The 19,013-nt window shown below is 60.2% G+C and carries 16 protein-coding genes and 1 pseudogene; 7 read left to right on the top strand and 10 right to left on the bottom strand.

Translation table 11 applies throughout. From position 1 onward, the window contains the following. Positions 1 to 4 precede the first annotated feature (4 nt). From J1G35_RS15540 to J1G35_RS15530, 3 genes are all read left to right on the top strand, one after another. Positions 5 to 928, top strand: a complete 924-nt coding sequence (locus J1G35_RS15540; RefSeq protein ID WP_347709454.1) for a LysR substrate-binding domain-containing protein — start codon at positions 5 to 7, stop codon at positions 926 to 928. Positions 929 to 1,166: 238 nt separating this feature from the next. Further along, entirely contained in the window at positions 1,167 to 1,685 is a 519-nt protein-coding gene (locus J1G35_RS15535; RefSeq protein WP_053139809.1) for an isochorismatase family protein, read from the top strand. Between the two features lie 117 nt (positions 1,686 to 1,802). Continuing rightward, entirely contained in the window at positions 1,803 to 2,987 is a 1,185-nt protein-coding gene (locus tag J1G35_RS15530; protein WP_223015372.1) for an MFS transporter, read from the top strand. 69 nt (positions 2,988 to 3,056) lie between these two features. Here J1G35_RS15530 and J1G35_RS15525 read toward each other — a convergent pair whose 3' ends face one another. From J1G35_RS15525 to J1G35_RS15490, 8 genes and pseudogenes are all read right to left on the bottom strand, one after another. Further along, a complete protein-coding gene (locus tag J1G35_RS15525; protein WP_223015371.1) occupies positions 3,057 to 3,791 on the bottom strand; it encodes a UTRA domain-containing protein in 735 nt (244 codons plus the stop codon). A gap of 81 nt (positions 3,792 to 3,872) precedes the next feature. Beyond that, positions 3,873 to 5,246 (bottom strand): LLM class flavin-dependent oxidoreductase, encoded by a 1,374-nt coding sequence (locus tag J1G35_RS15520; RefSeq protein WP_223015370.1) that lies wholly within the window; start codon positions 5,244 to 5,246, stop codon positions 3,873 to 3,875. A 114-nt stretch (positions 5,247 to 5,360) separates the two neighbouring features. Further along, on the bottom strand, positions 5,361 to 5,954 hold the full coding sequence (gene pnuC / locus J1G35_RS15515; protein ID WP_223015369.1) for a nicotinamide riboside transporter PnuC: 594 nt from the start codon (positions 5,952 to 5,954) through the stop codon (positions 5,361 to 5,363). Positions 5,955 to 6,041: 87 nt separating this feature from the next. Then, positions 6,042 to 8,189, bottom strand: a complete 2,148-nt coding sequence (locus tag J1G35_RS15510; RefSeq protein ID WP_223015368.1) for a TonB-dependent siderophore receptor — start codon at positions 8,187 to 8,189, stop codon at positions 6,042 to 6,044. 127 nt (positions 8,190 to 8,316) lie between these two features. Further along, positions 8,317 to 9,189 (bottom strand): rhodanese-like domain-containing protein, encoded by an 873-nt coding sequence (locus tag J1G35_RS15505; protein WP_223015367.1) that lies wholly within the window; start codon positions 9,187 to 9,189, stop codon positions 8,317 to 8,319. Next, a complete protein-coding gene (locus tag J1G35_RS15500) occupies positions 9,186 to 10,298 on the bottom strand; it encodes a phosphotransferase (protein ID WP_223015366.1) in 1,113 nt (370 codons plus the stop codon). The genes J1G35_RS15505 and J1G35_RS15500 overlap by 4 nt, the downstream gene beginning before the upstream one ends. Beyond that, positions 10,295 to 11,215, bottom strand: coding sequence for an ABC transporter substrate-binding protein (locus J1G35_RS15495; protein ID WP_223015365.1), 921 nt, complete (start codon positions 11,213 to 11,215; stop codon positions 10,295 to 10,297). Before J1G35_RS15495 ends, J1G35_RS15500 begins: the two co-directional genes overlap by 4 nt. Before the next feature lie 176 nt (positions 11,216 to 11,391). Continuing rightward, positions 11,392 to 11,628, bottom strand: a pseudogene (locus J1G35_RS15490) (XRE family transcriptional regulator); the annotation flags it as partial. A 383-nt stretch (positions 11,629 to 12,011) separates the two neighbouring features. Between J1G35_RS15490 and J1G35_RS15485 the strand changes: the two are divergent. From J1G35_RS15485 to J1G35_RS15475, 3 genes are read left to right on the top strand one after another with little or no spacing between them, the layout of a single operon-like run. Continuing rightward, positions 12,012 to 14,012, top strand: a complete 2,001-nt coding sequence (locus tag J1G35_RS15485) for an ATP-binding cassette domain-containing protein (protein ID WP_223015364.1) — start codon at positions 12,012 to 12,014, stop codon at positions 14,010 to 14,012. A 14-nt stretch (positions 14,013 to 14,026) separates the two neighbouring features. Beyond that, positions 14,027 to 15,076, top strand: coding sequence for a glycine betaine ABC transporter substrate-binding protein (locus J1G35_RS15480; RefSeq protein ID WP_223015363.1), 1,050 nt, complete (start codon positions 14,027 to 14,029; stop codon positions 15,074 to 15,076). Further along, positions 15,073 to 15,993 carry a homocysteine S-methyltransferase family protein gene (locus tag J1G35_RS15475; RefSeq protein ID WP_223015392.1) on the top strand — a complete coding sequence of 307 codons (921 nt, stop codon included), beginning with the start codon at positions 15,073 to 15,075 and terminating at the stop codon, positions 15,991 to 15,993. The genes J1G35_RS15480 and J1G35_RS15475 overlap by 4 nt, the downstream gene beginning before the upstream one ends. 71 nt (positions 15,994 to 16,064) lie before the next feature. Here J1G35_RS15475 and J1G35_RS15470 read toward each other — a convergent pair whose 3' ends face one another. Together J1G35_RS15470 and J1G35_RS15465 are read right to left on the bottom strand one after the other, a co-directional pair. Continuing rightward, a complete protein-coding gene (locus J1G35_RS15470) occupies positions 16,065 to 16,649 on the bottom strand; it encodes a thioesterase family protein (protein WP_223015362.1) in 585 nt (194 codons plus the stop codon). Positions 16,650 to 17,042: 393 nt separating this feature from the next. Further along, positions 17,043 to 17,777 (bottom strand): SDR family oxidoreductase, encoded by a 735-nt coding sequence (locus tag J1G35_RS15465; protein WP_223015361.1) that lies wholly within the window; start codon positions 17,775 to 17,777, stop codon positions 17,043 to 17,045. A gap of 214 nt (positions 17,778 to 17,991) precedes the next feature. On the opposite strand from J1G35_RS15465, the gene J1G35_RS15460 reads away from it, so the two are divergent. Then, positions 17,992 to 18,909, top strand: coding sequence for an AraC family transcriptional regulator (locus J1G35_RS15460; RefSeq protein ID WP_223015360.1), 918 nt, complete (start codon positions 17,992 to 17,994; stop codon positions 18,907 to 18,909). Positions 18,910 to 19,013 lie beyond the last annotated feature (104 nt).

The following is a 19,013-nucleotide window of genomic DNA, read 5'->3' as shown; positions in this document are numbered from 1 at the left end:
ATTTGTGGACAGTCTCAGTGGTGTGATCTCATTCGTAAAAACCGCCGAGGCGCTCAGTTTCATCAGCGCCTCCAGGACGTTGGGTATTTCTGCCTCGGCGGTGGGCAAAAACGTTGCCAAGCTCGAAGCTTCGCTGAATGTGCGGTTATTGCACCGCAGCACCCGCAAAGTCAGCCTGACCGCAGAGGGCCAGCTGTTTTATGAGCGCTGCCGAAAGGTCCTCGACGATCTTGAAGATGCCCGTGCAATGCTTTCCCATGCCACACAGCAACCCCGTGGAAAGTTACGCGTCAGCTTGCCTACCATCGGATATCGCTTTCTGTTGCCCCATATGGCGCGGTTCCGCAAAGCCTACCCGGAGATCGAACTGGAACTGGATTTCAACGACCAGTTGGTGGATGTGATCGATGAAGGCTTTGACGTGGTGATTCGCAGCGGCGGCCAGGTCGACTCCAAGCTGATGGCTCGAAAGTTGGGGCCTTTCAAGTTTGTCCTGTGCGCATCGCCCGACTATCTGCAGCGTAAGGGGCGCCCCGTCACGCTTATTGATCTTGAGCATCACGAGTGCCTGCGTTACCGATTCGTCACGACGGGTAAAATCATGGACTGGAGTATGTCTTCGGCGCCCCAGTTCACGCAGCTGCGCCTGCCCACCGCACTGACCTTGAACAACATGGAGGCCATGCTGATGGCCGTGGTGGATGGGCACGGCATCGCATTTGTCCCGGATTTCCTCGCGCGCGAAGCCATCGCCCAGGGGCGCCTGGAAACCGTGCTCGAGGGTTACAGTGAAGATCAGGGGCAGTTCTGGGCGCTGTGGCCGTCCAGTCGCCATCTTTCACCGAAAATTCGCGTATTCGTAGACTTTGCCGCCGAGCATCTATTTGCCACTCCTGGGGTCGACAATCCGGGAGCAACGCGTTCATGAAGCATTGTCGCCACCGTGCCGCCTAGGTCTCGGCCTTGTCAGCCCGCAACGATATTGCTAGTGTCGATTCATGACTCATTATTGCCTCACCTCGACAACCACCACCACGACCGCTGAAAGCGGAGCGTGCGAGGTGTCGTGAGCCAATAACAGACGAACACTTCAAAGGCCCGCCAGCGATGGACAGGGCCTTTTTTATGCCCTTGTGTCGCTGGTTCATACGCAAGGAGATGCACCTATGTACGCCCTGTTGATACTCGATATCCAAGTCGGACTCATCCACGGCCCGGAAAAACCATGGCGTTGCGACGAACTGTTGGAAACCCTGAATAGCCTGATGAACAAGGCACGCAGCGCAGGGGCACCGATTTTTATCGCACGCCACATCGGCCCCGCTGGCTCGCCAATCGAACAAGGCAGCCCGCTTACATTGGTTGCACAGGAACTGCAGTTGCTGGGTGGCGAAGTGGTGTTCGAAAAACGGCGGCCTAATGCGTTTGCGATGACCGACCTGGCTGACAATTTGCACGCCTGCGGCGCCACCGGCGTGGTAGTTACGGGGATGAAAACGCAATACTGCGTCGACAGCACCTGCCGTGCCGCGCGTGATCTTGGGTTCGATGCGGTGCTTATCGCCGACGGTCATACCTGTTCTGACACGCCCTTGATGAAAGCAGAGGCGATCGTGGCTCATCACAATGCCACGCTCAATGGGCCGTTCTGCCAGTTGGTTCGGGCTGAGGAGTGGAGCTTTTAGCAGCGTTTTCCGGCGTGTACCCAGGCATCATCTATGCCTTGTTTCACACGCCTGAAGGTGAGCTTTGCGCGTGGCAGTTCGAACACTTTACCGCTGTCCAACCAAGGTCGCTCACGAATGGAAGATCCGAGTATTGAGTACACCGACAAGCAACGCTGGTGTGCGCTCACCAAGATAAACACCCTCTCGGCCCTGTCGCAGATCGTGCAGATCGGTACAGTCACTCCGCTGCTGTCGCTTTCGCTTGAGCAGCAAGGGGTCGAACCGGCAAAGATCGGGGTGATTGTCAGCGCCTCGTGGTTGGCGATCTTGCTGCTCTACAAATGGGTTCCGCGTCTGCTGGCCCATCTGGGGCTGGTCAAGACGAATATCCTCAGCGCAACGCTGACGATTGCTGCGCTGATCGGTATGACCCTGACAACCCATTTGGCACTGATTTTTTCGCTGAACTTCGTGCTCGGTATCGGCTTGATCCTGCGCTGGATCGCCTGCGATACGTGGATTGTCGCGGTTGCCTCGAAAGACGAGCGCGGTCGGGCGATCGGCGTACATGAGACCTTGATGGGCCTGGGTATTGCTATCGGCCCGCTGCTGTTGGTTGTATTCGGCGTCGGGAGCGCCGCGCCTTACTACGCCTGTGCCGTGATCGTGGTGTTGTCCGGCGCGCTGGCCTTAACCCTCAGGGACTACGATACGCGACCGCAAACCCCGGCAGAAAAACGCCATGGCAAGTTGTTCAGCATCATTCCAACGGCACTGTGTGGCGCGTTTATCGCAGGCTTTTCGGAAACCTCATCCGTATCGTTCCTTGCAGGCTACAGCCTCTCGGCTGGTTATCTGTTGACCGCCGCCACCCTGCTGATATCGACGTTCGGAATTGGCGGCACCCTCCTGCAACTGCCAATCGGCTGGATGGCCGACCGCAGTTCGTACAAAGTCGGCCAATTAGTCTGCGGCTTGATACTGTTGCTGGGCACCCTGGCCATTCCGTTCAGCCAGCCGCTTCCTTGGCTGGCGACGATTGTCGTATTCCTCTGGGGCGGCGCCATTGGTGGCATGAACACCCTGGCTGTGATCGAGGCGGGAGACCGGGTCGGCGAACAGCAAGTGTCCACCGCCATGACGGCCATTGCGATGTTCTACACCTTTGGCAGCGTATTAGGTCCCATTGCCACGGGCGCCACAGTGTCCTATGTCAGCGAGCACGGATTGATGATCTCGGTGGGGATAGTTGGTGTGCTGTTCATCGCAATGTTGATTTTGCGCAGAGTCCCCATGCATGAACGTGCAGCACAGGATTGATGAGGGCTTGTGCGTGCACACGACCTGGCCCCTATCACGGGACTTGTCAGCGGCGTCTGTGTTGACGTCTCAGTGAGTTCCCGGATACCGAGTCTCCATCACAATCGACAACGCATCCGGGCGCCAGAATTCCTGGTCGAATTCCACCGGCCGGTTGTCCTCACCGAAATTCAAACGCTCCAAGTACACGCTGGTGGACCCTGGCGACAGTTGTAGCAGCTCGGCCTGTTCTTCATTCACTGTGCCGATGTGCATCTCCAGCTCGCAACGCGATTGCACCCGTGCAAACCGCTCGCGCAGCAGTTGGGTCAGCGAGTTATTGAGGTCGGCTTCCAGCAGGCCTGGGCACCAACTGGCGAGCAGCGCGTTGAACTCCAGCAGCACCGGGCGACGATCGATCCAGCGGCGGCGTTGCAGGAAAAACATCGGTTCGTCCACCGAAGCCAAACCCATGCGCTTGGCCAGCCACGGGCCAGCCGGGCGCAGTTCGGCGTGCAGGCACTCGGTGCGCGGTGTGCGACCCTGGGCAGTGACGTAATCCATAAACCCGCTGATGCGCGTCGGGTCGTAGCGGATGCGCTGCGGGCTGACAAACCAGCCCCGGCGATTTTCCCGATATACCAGGCCCTCGGCCTCCAGTTGCTGCAAAGCCTGGCGCAAGGTCACGCGAGTGCAGCCGAAGCGTTCGATCATGTCTCGTTCAGAGGGGAATTTCTCGTCGGCCTGGGGCCTACCTGCGGCGATGTCGTTGGCGATCTGTTCGCGGATACGCTGGTAGTGTGGGGAAATTGGGTCGAAAGGCATCCTGGGGTTCCATGTGCAGGCATGACGTGGGGGTGACTCTACCGTTCCTGTTGGCGCAGGTCACCTGGTCCCACGCAGGCTTCAGGCAAAGCGGAACGAAGCGCCATGGGCCGAGCTTGGCAGGCGATCGCTGCCATCAGCGCTGAGGCGCGAGCGCAGTGTGCCGCTTTGCGCGTTGGTGCGGTACAGCCCGCGTTTTTGCAGGGCCGGGATCACCAGTTCGACGAAGTCATTCAACGAACCTGGGCTGATCAGCGGGTTGAGCATGTAGCCGCTGGTGCCGGAGATGCGTGCGTGCTCCTCGATCTTTTCTGCGATCTGCTCCGGGGTGCCCACCAGGATCAGGTCGCTGCCACGGGTGACATTGGCAAAGCGTTGGCGCACCTCGCCTGCGGTCAATGGTTTGCCGCTGCCATCGGGTCGCATCACGTAAGAGGTCATGCCTTCGGTGTGGGTCGAGAGCGCTTCGTTGTCGGCGTAGCGGTTGATGTCGATGCCCGTGTCGCCGGCATAGCTCACCAACTGTGCTTGCAGGTGATAGTTGCTTTGCAGGGTGTCGTATTTTTTCTGTGCCTCGATGGCGGTGGGAGCGGTGACGATACGCAGCACGGTCAGCGACTTCACATCGGCGGCCTGACGTCCACGGGCTTCGGCCTGGCGCCAGATATCTTCAAGGCCCTGGCGGATATCCAGCGGGTTGGACTTGGCGATAAACACCAGTTCCGCGTGCTTGGCCGCGAACTCCCGGCCGCGTGCCGACCAGCCGGCCTGGATCAGCAACGGCGTGCGCTGTGGCGATGGCGAGCTGAGGTGCGGGCCGGCGACGCGGTAATGTTCACCCGCGTGCTGGATCGGGCGCACCCGCGCGCCATTGGCGTAGGTCTGCGAGCGTTTGTCGGCAACCACGGCGTCATCGGCCCAGCTGCCTTCCCAAAGCTTGTAGACCACCTCCAGGAACTCTTCGGCGCGCTCATAGCGGTCATCGTGCTTGATCATCTGCTCCAGGCCGAAATTGCGCGCGGCGCTGGACAGGTACGAGGTGACGATGTTCCAGCCGATGCGCCCATCGGACAAATGATCCAGCGTACTGAAGCGTCGGGCGTGGGTGAACGGGTGCTCGTAGCTGGTGGTGACGGTGACGCCAAACGCGAGTTTTTCGGTGAGGGCCACCAGCGCCGGAATGATTGTCAGCGGGTCGTTGGCAGGGGCTTCGACGGCCCATTTCAATGCCATCGCTTCAGAGCCGCCAAATACGTCGTAAAAGCCCAGCACATCGCCGAAGAACATCAAGTCCAGGTTGGCTTCATCCGCCGTGCGGGCCAGGTTCGACCAGTATTTGAGGGTGTTGATATTCAGCCGTTCATCGGCCGGGTGGGTCCACAGGCTGGGCGCGCCGCCGCAGCCGACACTGGCTTGTTCATAAAGGCCGAATAACAGCGGGGTGGGATCGGACATGGTGCTTCCTGCGGGCAAAAAGGTTGGGGACACGCGGGGGGCGGGTCTGCTGCCTAAGAACAGCCGGGCGTTTGTTTATATTTAAACGTGATAAACGCTTTATTTTTAATGATATTAAACGCTGTGAACCGACACTTTGGTTATATGCTCCTGCTGCTGCAGGTCACGTTGCCAGGCACGCAAACCGTAGGCGGCCAGCAGCACAAAACCGGCATACAGCGCAGCGGTCAGTTGCAGGTCCTTGTACAGGAACAAGCCTACGTAGGCCGCGTCCAGCACGATCCACAGCCACCAACTGACCACGTACTTGCGCGCCGCCCATAGGCTCGCGACCAGGCTGAAGGCCGTGAGCAGCGAATCCAGCCAGGGCAGGGCGGCGTCGGTGAAGTGGTGCATCACCGCACCCAGGGCCACGGCGCCGATCACGCCCGCGAGCACGTGCCGCCACGCTTCCTGAAGCGGCAGGCGTTCCACCCGCACCTTGCCGGCGTTAACGCGGCCGGTGCTCCAGCGCCACCATCCATAACCTTGCAGCACGGCAAAGACCAGTTGCAGGAGCATGTCCGAATACAGCTTCACCTCGAAGAAGATCCAGGCATACAACACCACCGCGACCACGCTGACGGGCCAGCACCAGCGCACCCGTTGTGCGGTGAGCCAGACCCCGGCGATGTTGAAGAGTACGGCGACGATTTCGAGTGGCGACATAGGGTTCTCTCAAAAACCAATTTTCCAGGTGCAACGCCTGTTGCTTGAGCTGGCGCTTGCGTTGGTCGGCCAGGGTAACGCTCGGCCTTAAAAATTGACGGTGGCTGACAGCCGCGCCGTGCGCGGCGCACCCAGGAACAGGTAGCCGTCGCCTGCGGATTCACCCACATCGCGCCAGTAGCGTTTGTCGAACAGGTTGTCGACAGTCAGGCGCAGCACAGTGGCGTAATCGCCCACCTTGGTGCTGTAGCGACCGCCCACATCGAACACCGCGTAGTCGTCGACCTTCACCGTGGCTTCGCGGTTGGCGTATTTGCTCGCGCTGTATTGCACCCCGCCGAGCAGCGCCAGCCCGGGGATGCCGGCAATGCTGTAGTCACCGTGGAGGCTGGCACGCAGCTTGGGGACGTTGATCGCCTGGTGACCGTCGTAGTCATCGGTGCCGCTGCCACTGACCCGGGCGCGGATCGCTGCAACGCTGGCCGACACTTGCAGGTCGGAGGTCACGTGGCCGTTGGCGGACAATTCGATGCCCACATTTTTCTGTTTGCCTTGCTGCACAAAGGTGGTGGTGCCGTCTTCGTTCGGTCGGTTGTATTGCAAATCCTGGGTGATCTGGAACAGCGCCGCGGTCAGGCTCAGGCGCTGGAAGTCACGCTTGATCCCGACCTCCAGCTGGCGCGAGGTGGTCGGCGGCAGCACCTCGTCGGCGTTGCTGCTGAACCACGCGGCCTCGCCACCCAGGGACAGGCCCTTGCTGTAGCTGGCGTACAACGAGGTGTCCGGGCGCGGTTTATAGATCAGCGCCACCTGGGGCAGGAACACGCTGCGTTGGGTGTGCCGGGTGGTCGTTCCGGCCTGGTTGTAAGTCTCTTCATCGAGGCGTACCTGGCGCCCGCCGAGGATGGTTTGCCACTGCTCGTTGAAGCTGATGCGGTCGCTGGCGAACAGGCCGTACTGGCGGCTGTCGAGGCGCCGGTAGGTGTGGCCAAGCGGGCCGTCGTAGGGTTCCAGTACCGGTGACGGCTGGTAGATATTGCCCTCGCCGATGTACGCGTTGACCGACGTGCGCCGGTCCACCAGGCGCCGGAACGCGGTGGTGCCGAAGGTCAGGTCATGCTTGAGGAAACCAGTGTCGAACTGACCATTGAGCGCAGCCTGGGCTTCTTCGTTGCTGCGGGTGTCGTCCGGGCTGCGGTAGTCGGAAATGTCGTAGTCGCCCTCTGCGCTGAAGTGGTTGGGCACGGCGGTGCCCGCGCAACTTGTGGCGCCGTAGCAACCCCAGGCGAAGGTGCTGTAGTCGTCGATCACCACGCGGCTGCGGGAGGCGCTGAAGCTGGCCTTCCAGGCGTCGTTGAAGCGGTATTCGAACAACCCGTCGAGGTTCAGGGAACGGATGCCCACCGGGTTCGACCAGCTCTGGTACGCCAGCAGGTCCTTGGGCGAAACGTGATGCGGCACGCCGGTGCCACCGAGCAATTGATAGCCCGGCACCGAGCGCTGCTCGCGGTCCTGGTACTCGGCGTTGAGTTGCAGCAGGGCGCTGGGGCTGATGTTCCAATCCAGCGCCAAGGAGGCGAAGTCGCGCTTGCCATCGGCGTGGTCGACGTAGGAGCGGATGTCTTCGTGGGCCAGGTTGATGCGTACGCCCACCTGCTGCTCGGTGCCGAGCCAGCCGCCGATATCGGTGGCCAGGTAGCGCTCGCCCTGTTCGTTGGTGGACACCGTCACCGAGCGCACATTTTCCGGGCGCTTGCTCACGTAGTTGACCAGGCCACCGGGCTCGGAGACGCCACTTTGCAAACCGGCCAGGCCCTTGAGTACCTCCACTTGCTGCTTGTTTTCCAGCGCGACGTTCTGCTCGCCGGTGATGGTGCGGCCGTTGATTTTGTAGCTGCTGGCCGGGTTGAGGGCGAAGCCACGGATCACGAAATTCTCGTAGTAGCCGACCGGCGCGTAGCTGTCACCCACCGAGGCGTCATTCTTCAACACCTCACTGAGCAGGCGCGCTTGCTGGTCTTTCAGGCGGGCTTCGGTGATCACTGCGACGGATGCCGGGGTGTCCAGCAACGGCGCGTTATCGAAGCCGGCCACGGCGGCTTTTTTTGCCTGATAGTCGGTGGTTTCCTGGCTGACGACGGTGACGGTGTCCAGCGTCGCCTCCTGGGCATGGGCCGCCGCAGCGGCAAGGGTGATGCTCAGGGCGAGCAGCGTGTGACGGTAAGGTGTAGCCATATAAAGAGCGCTCCAAAGGTCTGCCGGCCATTGCCGTACGCTTTTATCGGGCGCAAAGGGGCCCAGCGCTGCGCAACGGACGGGTTGCCAGTTCGTGATGAAAAAGCCGAATTCGCCGAAAGTGGCGTCAGGCCGGAGCTGCTCCGGTAGTCATTGGTAAACGTGCGTCGGCGGCCCATTCCTGCAAGGAGCCGTCGTAGATCGCGATGTCCTGGCGACCCAGCAGGGTCAGGGCCAGCGCATTGGCAGCCGCGGAGATACCGCCGCCGCAATACAGGATCAGTGGGCCTTCGCTGTGCAGCAGCGTGGGGCCAATCGCCAGGGCCAGGGCATCCTTGGGCAGGTAGCGGCCGTGGGCGTCGAACAGCAGGCGGGCCGGCAGGTTAAGGCTGCCGGGGATATGCCCGCGTCGGGCGTAGCGGGTGGCAGCGGTACCTTCAAAAAGGGCCGCGCCGAGGGCGCAGATCAGTTGTCCCCGTGCGTTGCCAGCGACGATTGCTTCTACGCCGCCGCGGTCAATCCACAGCTCTGGGCGTGGGTTGATTGACCAGGGTTGCACAGGCTTTATCGGCTTGGCAGGGCCGCTGTGTTCTGGCAGACCGGCTTCCCGCCAGGCGTTGAAACCGCCATCCAGCACCCTGGCGTCGATACCTGTTCCACGCAGCATCCACCACAATCGTGCGGCCCAGAAGCCGTCGGCGCGGTCATAGATGACCACGGCTTTTTCCTCGCCGGCGCCAAGGTTTGCCAGCGCGTTCACCAGTGCCTCGGGGCGCGGTAAGGCAAAGCTGAAACTGGCCTGGGTGTCCGCCAGTTGAGTCAATAGGTCGGCATGCCGCGAGCCTGGGATATGTGCCTGCAACCAGCCCTCGTAACCGCGCTCGACGCGGTAATCGCCATCGAACTCGGGTGACGGCAGCACGACGGTGGCATCCAGCACCACTACTCCAGGGGCGTCCAGATGCGCCTGCAGCCATTGGCTATCGACCAGAATACTCATACGGTTTTACGTCGGATATGGCCGAGCAGACGTTGCCCTTGCAGCCCGGAAAACCAGCGCAAATGGCCCAGCAGATAGGTGTAGTACGCCACATCTGCACTGGCCGTGGAGCCCACCACATCCTGGTAATACGCCACTTCGGACAGCGCGAAATCTACATGCACCAACGGCAGTAAAGCGCTGAGGGTATGTAAATCCTTCGCGCCCAGTGGGCGCACCTGGTGATAACCGGTAAGCAGGGCATCGACGCTGTCGAGATCGGCGCGAGCCGCACCGCCAGTGTCCAGTTCCAGCCACGGTACGGCGTTGCGTTCGATGGCAGTGGCCAGGTCGAAGAGGGCGAAGGTGCGGTCGGCCAGGCCGAAATCCAGCACGCTCGAAACGCTACCGTCAGCATTCCATAACAGGTTGGAGGCGTGCCAGTCGTTGTGAGTCCACAACGGTGGTTGTTCACGTAGCAACGGGTGCAACGCGTTATGCCACGGCAACAATAGTTCGCTGAGTTGGGCTCGCCAATCCTTGCCTGCCAGGTAAGGGCTGGCGATGTTGGCGATGGCTTCCAGGGGCGCAGACTGCCCGATCAGTCGTGCGTTGGCCAGAAGCACGTGGGTCTGGCGTTGGGGCGCGTCGTGGTGTTCGGCGGCCTGATGCAAACGGGCCAACGCCTGGCCGGCGGCGAAGGCATGCTGAAGATTCTGGAACGGCGACCACGACAGCGCATCGCGGTACAGGTCCAGGCCCTCGGCGACGTGGTGCACTTCATAGGTCCACTCACCTTGCACCGTGGCCGTCGCGCCATGTCGATTCGGTACTACCGCCGCCACCGGCGCGCCCCGGCGATGCAGGTGGGCGATCAGTTGGTGTTCTTCGTGCAGCCACGCGGCTTGGCGCACCCGTTGGTGATGTCGTTTGACGAACAGCGTCGCGTTACCGGTGGTGATCAATCCGGCGGCGGAAAACGGCCGTGGGCTGTGCCAATGCAGGCTATGCAGCGGACCCAGTTGCGGGTACTCCCGCAGCAGGTGTTCGATGTCGGTTTCGTGCAGGGCCGGCCAGTCGGCGGCAACCGGCTCCAGCCCCAGGCCGTGAGCGGTGCGTTGGGGATTCATGCGCTCACCTCGGGCAGATAAGCGTTGCTGGTTGCGCCTTTCCACACGTGCGGATTGTCGAGCACCGCATGCTCGTGCAGCCACTCGGCGTAGGGGGTCAGCAGCGTCTGGCGTTGCTCGCCCCAGCGGCCTTCATGCAGCCAGGTCGGGGCGATTTTATGCAGCGAGGCACTTAGCAATTCGGCCGGGAAATACGGCGTGGTGTGTTCGTAGGCGGCGAGGGCAATCGACGGATCCTGCGCCACGGCCAGGTAACCTCGGGCGGTGGCCGCGAGGAAGTCACGCACGACTTCAGGTTTGTCGGTCAGGGTGCGCTCATGGGTGCCGAGCAGGTAGCTGTGATAGGCCGGTGCGCCGATGTCGTCCACCCGCAACACCACGCGCCGCGCCGCTTCGATGGGGCTGTGCATCAACGCTTCCCAGGCCCAGTAACCGCCAAAACTGGCGTCGGCGATACCTTCGGCGAGCTGCTCGGGGCGCAGTTCGCGCACACCGCTGTCCACCAGGATCACCGCATCGAAGTCGCCTCCGTCGCGGCTCACCAAGTGGCGCACCATGGCAAGGCCACGTGGTGTCGGGTTGAGGGCCAGGCGCTTGCCGGCCAGGTCTCGCGGGCGACGGATGCCGGAATCGGTGAGGGTCTGGATCGACTCCAGGCCCGCATGGTTGATCGCCGCGATGCCTTGCAACGGTTGGCCCAGGGCACGGCGCACCAGCAGGCGGTTGCTGGGAAATACGCCAAAATCCGCAGCACCGGCCAGCAGGTGCTGCAGGGTGTCGCCACGGTAGGGGTCGTGCACCACCAATTCCACATCCAGGCCCAGCTCTTCATACCAGCCGCGCTCCCGCGCCAGGTACAAACCCGCCGAATTCGGCCAGGGATGGAAGTACTCGAGCATTACCTTTACCGACACCATCGCTTGCCACTCCAGTCCAACGTCTTTTGATGGAAGCGATTTATAAGGGAGTGATCTGGTATATACCAATATCCTTTGTTGCTATGGATATAACCGCACCGCGCGGTCTGAATTCGACGTTCTGGACCCTAGGGCGACAACCGAGGAGCGTCAATCATGTAGCTCAACGTCATCCGACTCAGTGCCCGGATCCCCACCGCCAGGCTCGGGTCATCCACCTGGAAGCCAGGCGAATGGGGAGGGCTCAGGCGCAGTTCATAGCGTTCCGATTGGCGCGTCACGTCGAAGGGCAACAGCGCGCGGCTGATAAATGCACCGTTGGCGCTGACCAGGCGTTTGCTCCGGCTCGCCGACAGCACGACCACGCCTTCGAAAGCCTGATGCTCGAGAAACGCGGCCATCGATATTTTTATAACGATAAATGCATATTTTGTATTTATTGATACCTTTTAGTTATTTTTGATTTCAATAATCAGACGCAGATAGCCGGGGCAAGAAGGCTTAAGTTAATTCCAAAAAGATATTTATTTGTTCTTTTTAAGATCGATTAGCTTTATGTCTCTGGAAAGCGCTGCGCTCCCTGCGCGGCGCTTTTTTGCTTCAGGCGACGGTGTTCGGATCATGGCCTGAGGCTCAGCCAATTTTCTACTCTGGGGCGAGCGCGTTGCCCGCATCCAGGGGTCGCTTGTCCGGAGCTCCTGTGACACTTATTCAAACCTCTTTGGCAACTGCCCGGATCGACTCATCTCAACAGCGTGCGCAACCCTCCAGCGATCACGCCAATGAGGCCGACGTTGTGCTTGAGTTGCGAGACGTCACCAAAGCCTATCTGCGCAAAGGTTCGTCAGTGCTGCCGGCCGTCAGCAATGTCAGTTTGAAGGTGCGGCGCGGTGAAGTTCTGTGCCTGATGGGCACATCAGGAAGCGGGAAATCCACGCTGCTGCGGCATATCAATCGCTTGATTGAGCCCTCGAGTGGCGAGGTCTTGATCGAAGGGCAGGCCATCAGCGGCTTGAGCCACAAAGCTTTGCGTGACTTGAGATCGCGCCGCATCGGGATGGTGTTCCAGCATTTTGGCCTGTTGCCCCATCGTACGGTGCTGGACAACGTCGCACTGCCCCTCGAGTTGCGTGGTGAACCCGAATCGATTCGTCATGCGGCGGCTACTCTGCAGTTGCAGGCGGTAGGTCTGGAGGGGTGGGGCGAGCATTATCCCCATGAATTGTCCGGTGGCATGCAGCAACGGGTCGGCCTGGCACGCGCATTGGTGACTGATCCGGACATTCTACTGATGGACGAGCCGTTCAGTGCGCTGGATCCGACCATTCGACGCGATCTGCAACGTCATTTCCTGGCACTTGTGCGTGAGCGCGGTATCAGCACATTGCTGGTCACCCATGACCCGGCCGAAGCCATACGCCTCGCTGACCGCATCGCAGTGCTGCGCCGAGGACGGCTGGTGCAATTGGGCACGCCCAAACAGTTGCTCGAGCATCCGGTTGACGCCGAAGTTGCCGACTTTTTCCGGGACTTCAGTCCAACCCCTACACCCCTGCACAGCGTCGACAGCGTTGGCCTTCAGCCCCCCGAAACCGCTCCTCGTGGGCCGCACGTCCGCCCCGGCTTGCGCGGGTGGCAGGCATTGTTGCTGGGGCCGGCAGCGCTTGCTGCGCGAGGCAAGGGCGGTTTGTTTTGGCTCGGCTTCGCCGTTGAACTCGCAGCGCTAGCGGCATTGGCCCAGGGCATTGCCAGTTCATCATGGCTGGCGATTCTGGCGGCGGTGTTGGTGTTCGCGGTCAGTCGTTTCACCGCGTTCTCGTTGAGCCGCCAGCCAGTGCTGCGCAACGTATCGGGTTGGGGGCTGCCTTTGGCTGTGCTGGTGGTCAGTCAGGCACTGGTGATCTGGCGCGTCGTCACACCTGACGCCACCGGTGTGCTGCTGCAGTTCCCGGCCAATCGCCAGGCCTTGCTGCTGGCGGCACAGAGCATTGATGAATTCATTGGCTGGTCGCAGGTGACGTTCGAGGGTGCATTCGTCGGCGTGATCGTTGCCGTTCGCACCGTCATCGAAGGCATTGAAAACCTCCTAGGTTGGTTGCCATGGCCGGTTTCGGCACTGGCGCTGGTGTTTCTGGCGTGGCGTTCAGCTGGCTTGGCGCTGGCACTGACCAGCAGCGCAGCCTTGTTGTACATCGGCCTGTTTGGCTTTTGGGAGCGAACCATTGCCACGCTGGCGCTGGTCGGTTCTTCGGTACTGATTGCCCTGGTCATTGGCGTACCCACCGGCATCCTGCTGGCGAAGCGTCCGCTTGTACGGCGGGTGATTACGCCCCTGCTGGACGTCATGCAGACCCTGCCGACGTTTGTGTACCTGATTCCTGCCGTGGCGTTCTTTTCTGTCGGCAAGACCCCCGCCGTGATCGCGACCGTGATTTTCGCCCTGGCGCCGATGATTCGTCTGACGTCGCTGGGTATCCAGGAAGTTGCGAAGGATGCTGTGGAAGCGGCGGTGGCACACGGTGCCAGTCCTTGGCAGACCCTGATCAAGGTGCAGCTGCCCTTGGCTCGCCGCTCGCTGTTATTGGGGATCAACCAGACCATCGTCATGAGCTTGTCGATGGTGGTGGTCGCTGCCCTGATCGGCGCCGGCGGCCTGGGTTATGACGTGATGACGGCGCTGCGCAACATCAAGGGCGGCGAAGGCGTGCTCGCCGGCGTGGCGATCGTCCTGTGTGCATTGATCCCTGACCGAATCATTCAATCGAGCTTGCGCAAGCAAGACCACCGGCACAACTAACTGAGAGATTTATCGTGAAGACACATCTGTCGCGTACCTTCGGTGCGGCCGCATTGCTGGCATCCTTGATTCTCCCGGCCACGGTCTTCGCCAAGGACAAAATTGTCATTGGCGAGCAGAACTGGACGGGGGCTATCGCCATTCAACACATCCTTGGTGAGGTAATCCAAAGCCGACTGGATGGCGATGTGTCGTATCTGGCCGGGGATGTCGCGGTGCTGTTCAGCGCAGCCGCCAAAGGCGACGGCTCGGTCGACGTACTGACCGATATCTGGCTGCCTAACCAGTCGGCTGCCTGGGCTAAATACGTCACGGGCGGCACCCGGTCATTGGTGCCGAACACTCATCCGTATGCGGGGGAACAAGGGTTTTACATTCCCGGTTATTTGCAGGACAAGTACGGGGTCAAATCCATCTACGACCTGAAAAAACCTGAAGTGGCCAAGCTCTTTGAGCCACTGGGCGGCGGTAAGGCGGAGTTGCTGGTGGGGCCGGCGGGCTGGGAGTCGACTTACATCGGCCAGATCAAGGCCAAGGATTACGGGTTTGCCGATAAATTCGAGTCGGTGTCCACCGAAGCCTCGGTGACCTACGCCAAACTTGCCTCGGCGTACAAGGCGCAACGTGGCGTGGTGTTCTATGCCTACACCCCGGACTGGATCTTTTCGGCTTTTGACCTGCGTCGCTTGGAAGAGCCGGCATTCGACGGTTACGCCCAGGACAATAAAAAAGATGACCCGCTGTACAAGGCTGATGGTTGCTGGAAATTCATCAGTCCGACCGTCGACCCGGACTGGCTGAACAAGAGTCAGATCACCTGCGCCTTCCCGGATGCCAAGGTGCATATCCTGGCCTCCGCTGCCTTGCAGAAACGCGCACCGAAAATTGCCGAGTTCCTGCGTAATGTCGCGATCGAACCTGCGCAACTCAATGAGCTGATCCTGAAGATTGAAAAGGAAAAACAGCCAGCGGACGTCGCGGCCAAGGCGTGGGTACAGGCGAACAGCGCCACGGTTGATCAATGGCTCGCCGCCTCGGCGCCGAAAGTGAGCGCGATCCAATGAGCCAGGCGTCCTTGCGTTTGCTCGATGGTGGCATGGGCCGCGAATTGCAGCGTATCGGGGCACCGTTTCGCCAGCCGGAATGGTCGGCCCTCGCGTTGATCGAGGCGCCTGACTATGTGCTGCAGGCTCATCAGGCATTTATTGAGGTCGGGGCGCGAATCGTCACCACTAACAGCTACGCGGTGGTGCCGTTTCACATCGGTGATGAGCGCTTTGCCGAGCAGGGCCGTGCGCTGGCCGAACGGGCCGGACGCCTGGCTCGTCAGGCAGCGGCCGGCAGCACCGAACCGGTCACGGTGGCCGGATCGTTGCCGCCGGCGCTCGGGTCTTATCGACCTGACTTGTTTGATCATCAACGTTCGGTCGTGATCCATCGCGAGCTCATCGCCGGATTGCAGGCGCACGTTGATGTGTGGCTGGCGGAAACCCAGAGTTCCATCGCTGAAGTCCGGGCGGTCGTCGAGGCGCTTGGCGCAGAATCGAAGCCGCTTTGGCTGTCGTTCACGCTGCTTGATGAAGCCGGCGAGCCACCGCGATTGCGTTCCTCGGAGTCAGTCGCCCAGGCGGTACATGTAGCGGTCGAATTGGGGGCGAGGGCGGTGCTGTTCAATTGCAGCCAGCCGGAAGTCATGGCGGCGGCGCTGGCGGTGGCGCGGGATGTCCTTCTGCACCTCGATCAAAGCATCGAGCTGGGGGTTTACGCAAACGCGTTTCCGCCTGTCAGCACCGAGGCAAAGGCCAACAGCACGCTGCTGGAGATTCGCCGCGACCTGGGCCCTGAAGCCTACCTGCACTGGTCCAGAACCTGGGTAGCGGCGGGTGCCAGTATTGTCGGTGGATGCTGCGGTATCGGGCCTGAACACATTGCGCAGTTGCATGAGCATCTGCTGCCAAACGAAGCGGTTGTCAGCGCATGACTGATTTTCGCCAAGACGTGATTGTTGATGGTCTGTCACTTACGGTGACTTCTGCCGGAAAAAATCGAGGGTTATTTCGTTTTTACTGGGCTGGCCGGCACGTCAAGTCGATCATTGGTGCTTTCTTCAGCTCTGAGTTGGCCGCTCATGGCATCGCAGCTCTGCGACCACGACATCAGCCAGTTCGGCATCTCGGGTGACTGTTCGGGCAGTCCCAGTTCTTGAACAAATTCGCTTGGCGGAATAATACCTTTCGCCGAGCGAAACAGACCTCGCATGACGACAACGCCGATCACCCTGCCTTTGCTCACAAACCGATGCTCCATGAAGCTCCACTTGTCGTCCCAGCCAAGCATCCTCGTGTGGATTTCAAAAGCTTCAAACAGTTTGAGTTCACGGCGAAATTTACCCCACGTGTCTCCGACGATGGGCAGCGCCTTTGCTCTAATAGCTACTCTGTAGGCGCCACTGCGCAAAACGAAATCCATGCGTCCGACATCTGCCAGTGTGAAGTATCGGCCGTTGGTGACGTGTCGATTGAAGTCGAGATCCAGTGGCCAGACGCGCATTCGGATGACGGTCGATTCCAGCGCTTTTACCGGTTTGCGCCACGGTCGACGAAGCAGCATGAGGAAAAGTCGAAACCAGAGATTCATAAAGACGCCGATAGTTGAATGATTGGCGTACTTTAAAGTGCTGAGGGCTGAGCCAGGTAGGTCCGTAAATGACTTAATTCTCCGTAAAAGTACATTCTGATCACTCGTTATAGGCTTTAAGTTTTTCTAGCGGGTTCTTGTAGGTCGCTATCGCGATATAGCCGGTTCAAACCATTTTTCGTTCCTATCAACCCTGCCTCAGGGGCCGGCAGCCAGTTATCTTGGAGGCTGGCCGATGATCCCGGGGAGCGATGCAGACGTGGTCGCTGAACCAGATTGTGTGCAAGGTCGCACCGGCTATTGCCGCCGGTGCACCGTGCTTTTGATATCCAGGATGATGAGCTCTTCGGGGAGGCGCTGTTCGAGCAGGTGCTCACCGTCCTCCCATGCCTCTCAATGTGGACTGGCCGTCGGACGCACCACAATCTCACTGACATCAACATCGTCGGGCTGTTCGATGGCATAGGCGAGCGCTCGTGCAATGGCGTCTGCGGTGATCGCCACACAACGGAAGGCTTTCATTGTCTCGCGCGCCACCTCATCGGAAATCGTATCGGCCAATTCAGACTCGACAACTCCCGGGCACACCACGGTGACCCGAATCTTGTCCGTTTCCTGCCGCAGGCCGTCGGAGATAGCCCTGACTGCGAATTTGGTCGCGCAGTACACGGCGGCTGTCGGAGAGACCGCGAGGCCGCCGATCGACGAAATATTGATGACCTGGCCGGATCCTTGCGCCTCCATGTCCGGCAAGACGGCGGCAATACCGTGCAGCACCCCGCGAACGTTGACATCGAGCATCTGGTTCCACTCGTTGACCTTTAACGCGGCCAAGGGAGACAACGGCATCACGCCTGCATTATTGATGATGACATCCACTTTGCCATGTTGCGCCTTGGCGAACGCCACGAACGCCTGCATGGACTCCAGAGCCGTGACGTCCAGCGCGCAGGCCGCTGCCGAGCCACCGTCGGCCTGGATTTCGCTCACCAGTTTTTCCAGGCGGTCGGTACGGCGGGCACCGAGTACCACATGGGCACCTTTGGCCGCGATCAGTCTGGCCGCCGCTTCGCCAATCCCGCTGCTTGCACCGGTAATCAGTACGACTTTATCTTTGATGTTCGACATATCCGTAGCTCCTGCTGTATGCATTGACGTTCAGCGTCTACCGCTGAAGACGCGGTATAGCTGTGGGGGTACGTCGCAAAGGTTAGGGGCACAGGCCGGGTCGACGCGTGCCAAAACCTGCACAACGTTTGCCTATTCGTGTCTGTATGCTCGGGACAATGTGCAATCGGATGATGTCGGGCGGATGCCTATCAACACGTGTGAGAGCCTTGGAATGGAACAGAGCGATGCTTGCGCCCTTCAAAACACAGCCCTATACCGTAACGAACTGGTTCGCTTACTGACACAACGGTTTACGACGCCCGGGATCTATGAAACCGCCATCGCGCCCCTGCATGTCATTCGTTTTGACGCGCCCTCAGAAATTATCCATACCGTCCACAAGCCGGCACTTTGCCTGATCGTGCAAGGGCAAAAAGAAATCGGCCTGGGTGACGACCGTTACCTGTACGACCCGCTCAGTTACCTGGTGGTATCGGTGACACTTCCGGTGTCCGGTCGCGTGCTGATCGCCAGCCCGGAGGCGCCGTACCTGTGTATCCGTGTTGATTTCGAGGTCACGGAAATTGCCCAGGTTATCGCCGATGCTCCCCCGATGGGGGTGCCGGACGAGCCGGAGCTTGGCCTGTTCCTCGAGAAGGTTGATGTGCCCCTGCTGGAAACGATACTGCGTCTGGTACGGCTGTTGGAGACGCCAAAGGATATCGGCATGCTGGCTCCGCTCGCCCTGCGAGAACTGCATTACCGCCTTCTGCGAGGCGTACACGGAAGCCGTCTGTATGAGCTTGCCCTCGGTGATTCGCTGACACGGCGGGTGACACGGGCAATCGATTGGTTGAATAGCCATTACACCCAACCCTTACGTATCGACGAACTGGCACGGGTAGCCAATGTGGGCAGCTCTACTTTGCATCACCGCTTCAAGGCAGTGACCGCAATGAGTCCGCTGCAATATCAGAAACAACTTCGTTTGCAGGAAGCCCGCCGATTGATATTCGGTGAAGGGCTGGATGTGGCGAGTGCATGTTATCGAGTGGGCTACGAAAGCCCATCGCAATTCAGCCGAGAATACAGTCGCCAGTTCGGGTATCCGCCCTCCAAGGATACCCGCCGGGCTCGCCGTCCTGAGTGAACGTCTGATTGCACTCACTACGCAGCAACGCAGTGATCGGTAGTAGGCCGCAGCCAGCACGCCATTGCGCATAGCCAGCGTATCTGCGAAAACCTCAAGGATAT

Source organism: Pseudomonas sp. SH10-3B (genome assembly GCF_019891415.1).
GTDB lineage: Bacteria > Pseudomonadota > Gammaproteobacteria > Pseudomonadales > Pseudomonadaceae > Aquipseudomonas.
This window is presented reverse-complemented; position numbering and strand designations above follow the sequence as displayed.

What these genes read in the sequence shown, in the direction of transcription:
- J1G35_RS15535 (WP_053139809.1), top strand. Translation starts at nt 1,167, where the DNA reads ATGTACGCCCTGTTGATACTCGATATCCAAGTCGGACTCATCCACGGC.
- J1G35_RS15530 (WP_223015372.1), top strand. Translation starts at nt 1,803, where the DNA reads ATGGAAGATCCGAGTATTGAGTACACCGACAAGCAACGCTGGTGTGCG.
- J1G35_RS15525 (WP_223015371.1), bottom strand. Translation starts at nt 3,791, where the DNA reads ATGCCTTTCGACCCAATTTCCCCACACTACCAGCGTATCCGCGAACAG.
- J1G35_RS15520 (WP_223015370.1), bottom strand. Translation starts at nt 5,246, where the DNA reads ATGTCCGATCCCACCCCGCTGTTATTCGGCCTTTATGAACAAGCCAGT.
- pnuC (WP_223015369.1), bottom strand. Translation starts at nt 5,954, where the DNA reads ATGTCGCCACTCGAAATCGTCGCCGTACTCTTCAACATCGCCGGGGTC.
- J1G35_RS15510 (WP_223015368.1), bottom strand. Translation starts at nt 8,189, where the DNA reads ATGGCTACACCTTACCGTCACACGCTGCTCGCCCTGAGCATCACCCTT.
- J1G35_RS15505 (WP_223015367.1), bottom strand. Translation starts at nt 9,189, where the DNA reads ATGAGTATTCTGGTCGATAGCCAATGGCTGCAGGCGCATCTGGACGCC.
- J1G35_RS15500 (WP_223015366.1), bottom strand. Translation starts at nt 10,298, where the DNA reads ATGAATCCCCAACGCACCGCTCACGGCCTGGGGCTGGAGCCGGTTGCC.
- J1G35_RS15495 (WP_223015365.1), bottom strand. Translation starts at nt 11,215, where the DNA reads ATGGTGTCGGTAAAGGTAATGCTCGAGTACTTCCATCCCTGGCCGAAT.
- J1G35_RS15475 (WP_223015392.1), top strand. Translation starts at nt 15,073, where the DNA reads ATGAGCCAGGCGTCCTTGCGTTTGCTCGATGGTGGCATGGGCCGCGAA.
- J1G35_RS15470 (WP_223015362.1), bottom strand. Translation starts at nt 16,649, where the DNA reads ATGAATCTCTGGTTTCGACTTTTCCTCATGCTGCTTCGTCGACCGTGG.
- J1G35_RS15465 (WP_223015361.1), bottom strand. Translation starts at nt 17,777, where the DNA reads ATGTCGAACATCAAAGATAAAGTCGTACTGATTACCGGTGCAAGCAGC.
- J1G35_RS15460 (WP_223015360.1), top strand. Translation starts at nt 17,992, where the DNA reads ATGGAACAGAGCGATGCTTGCGCCCTTCAAAACACAGCCCTATACCGT.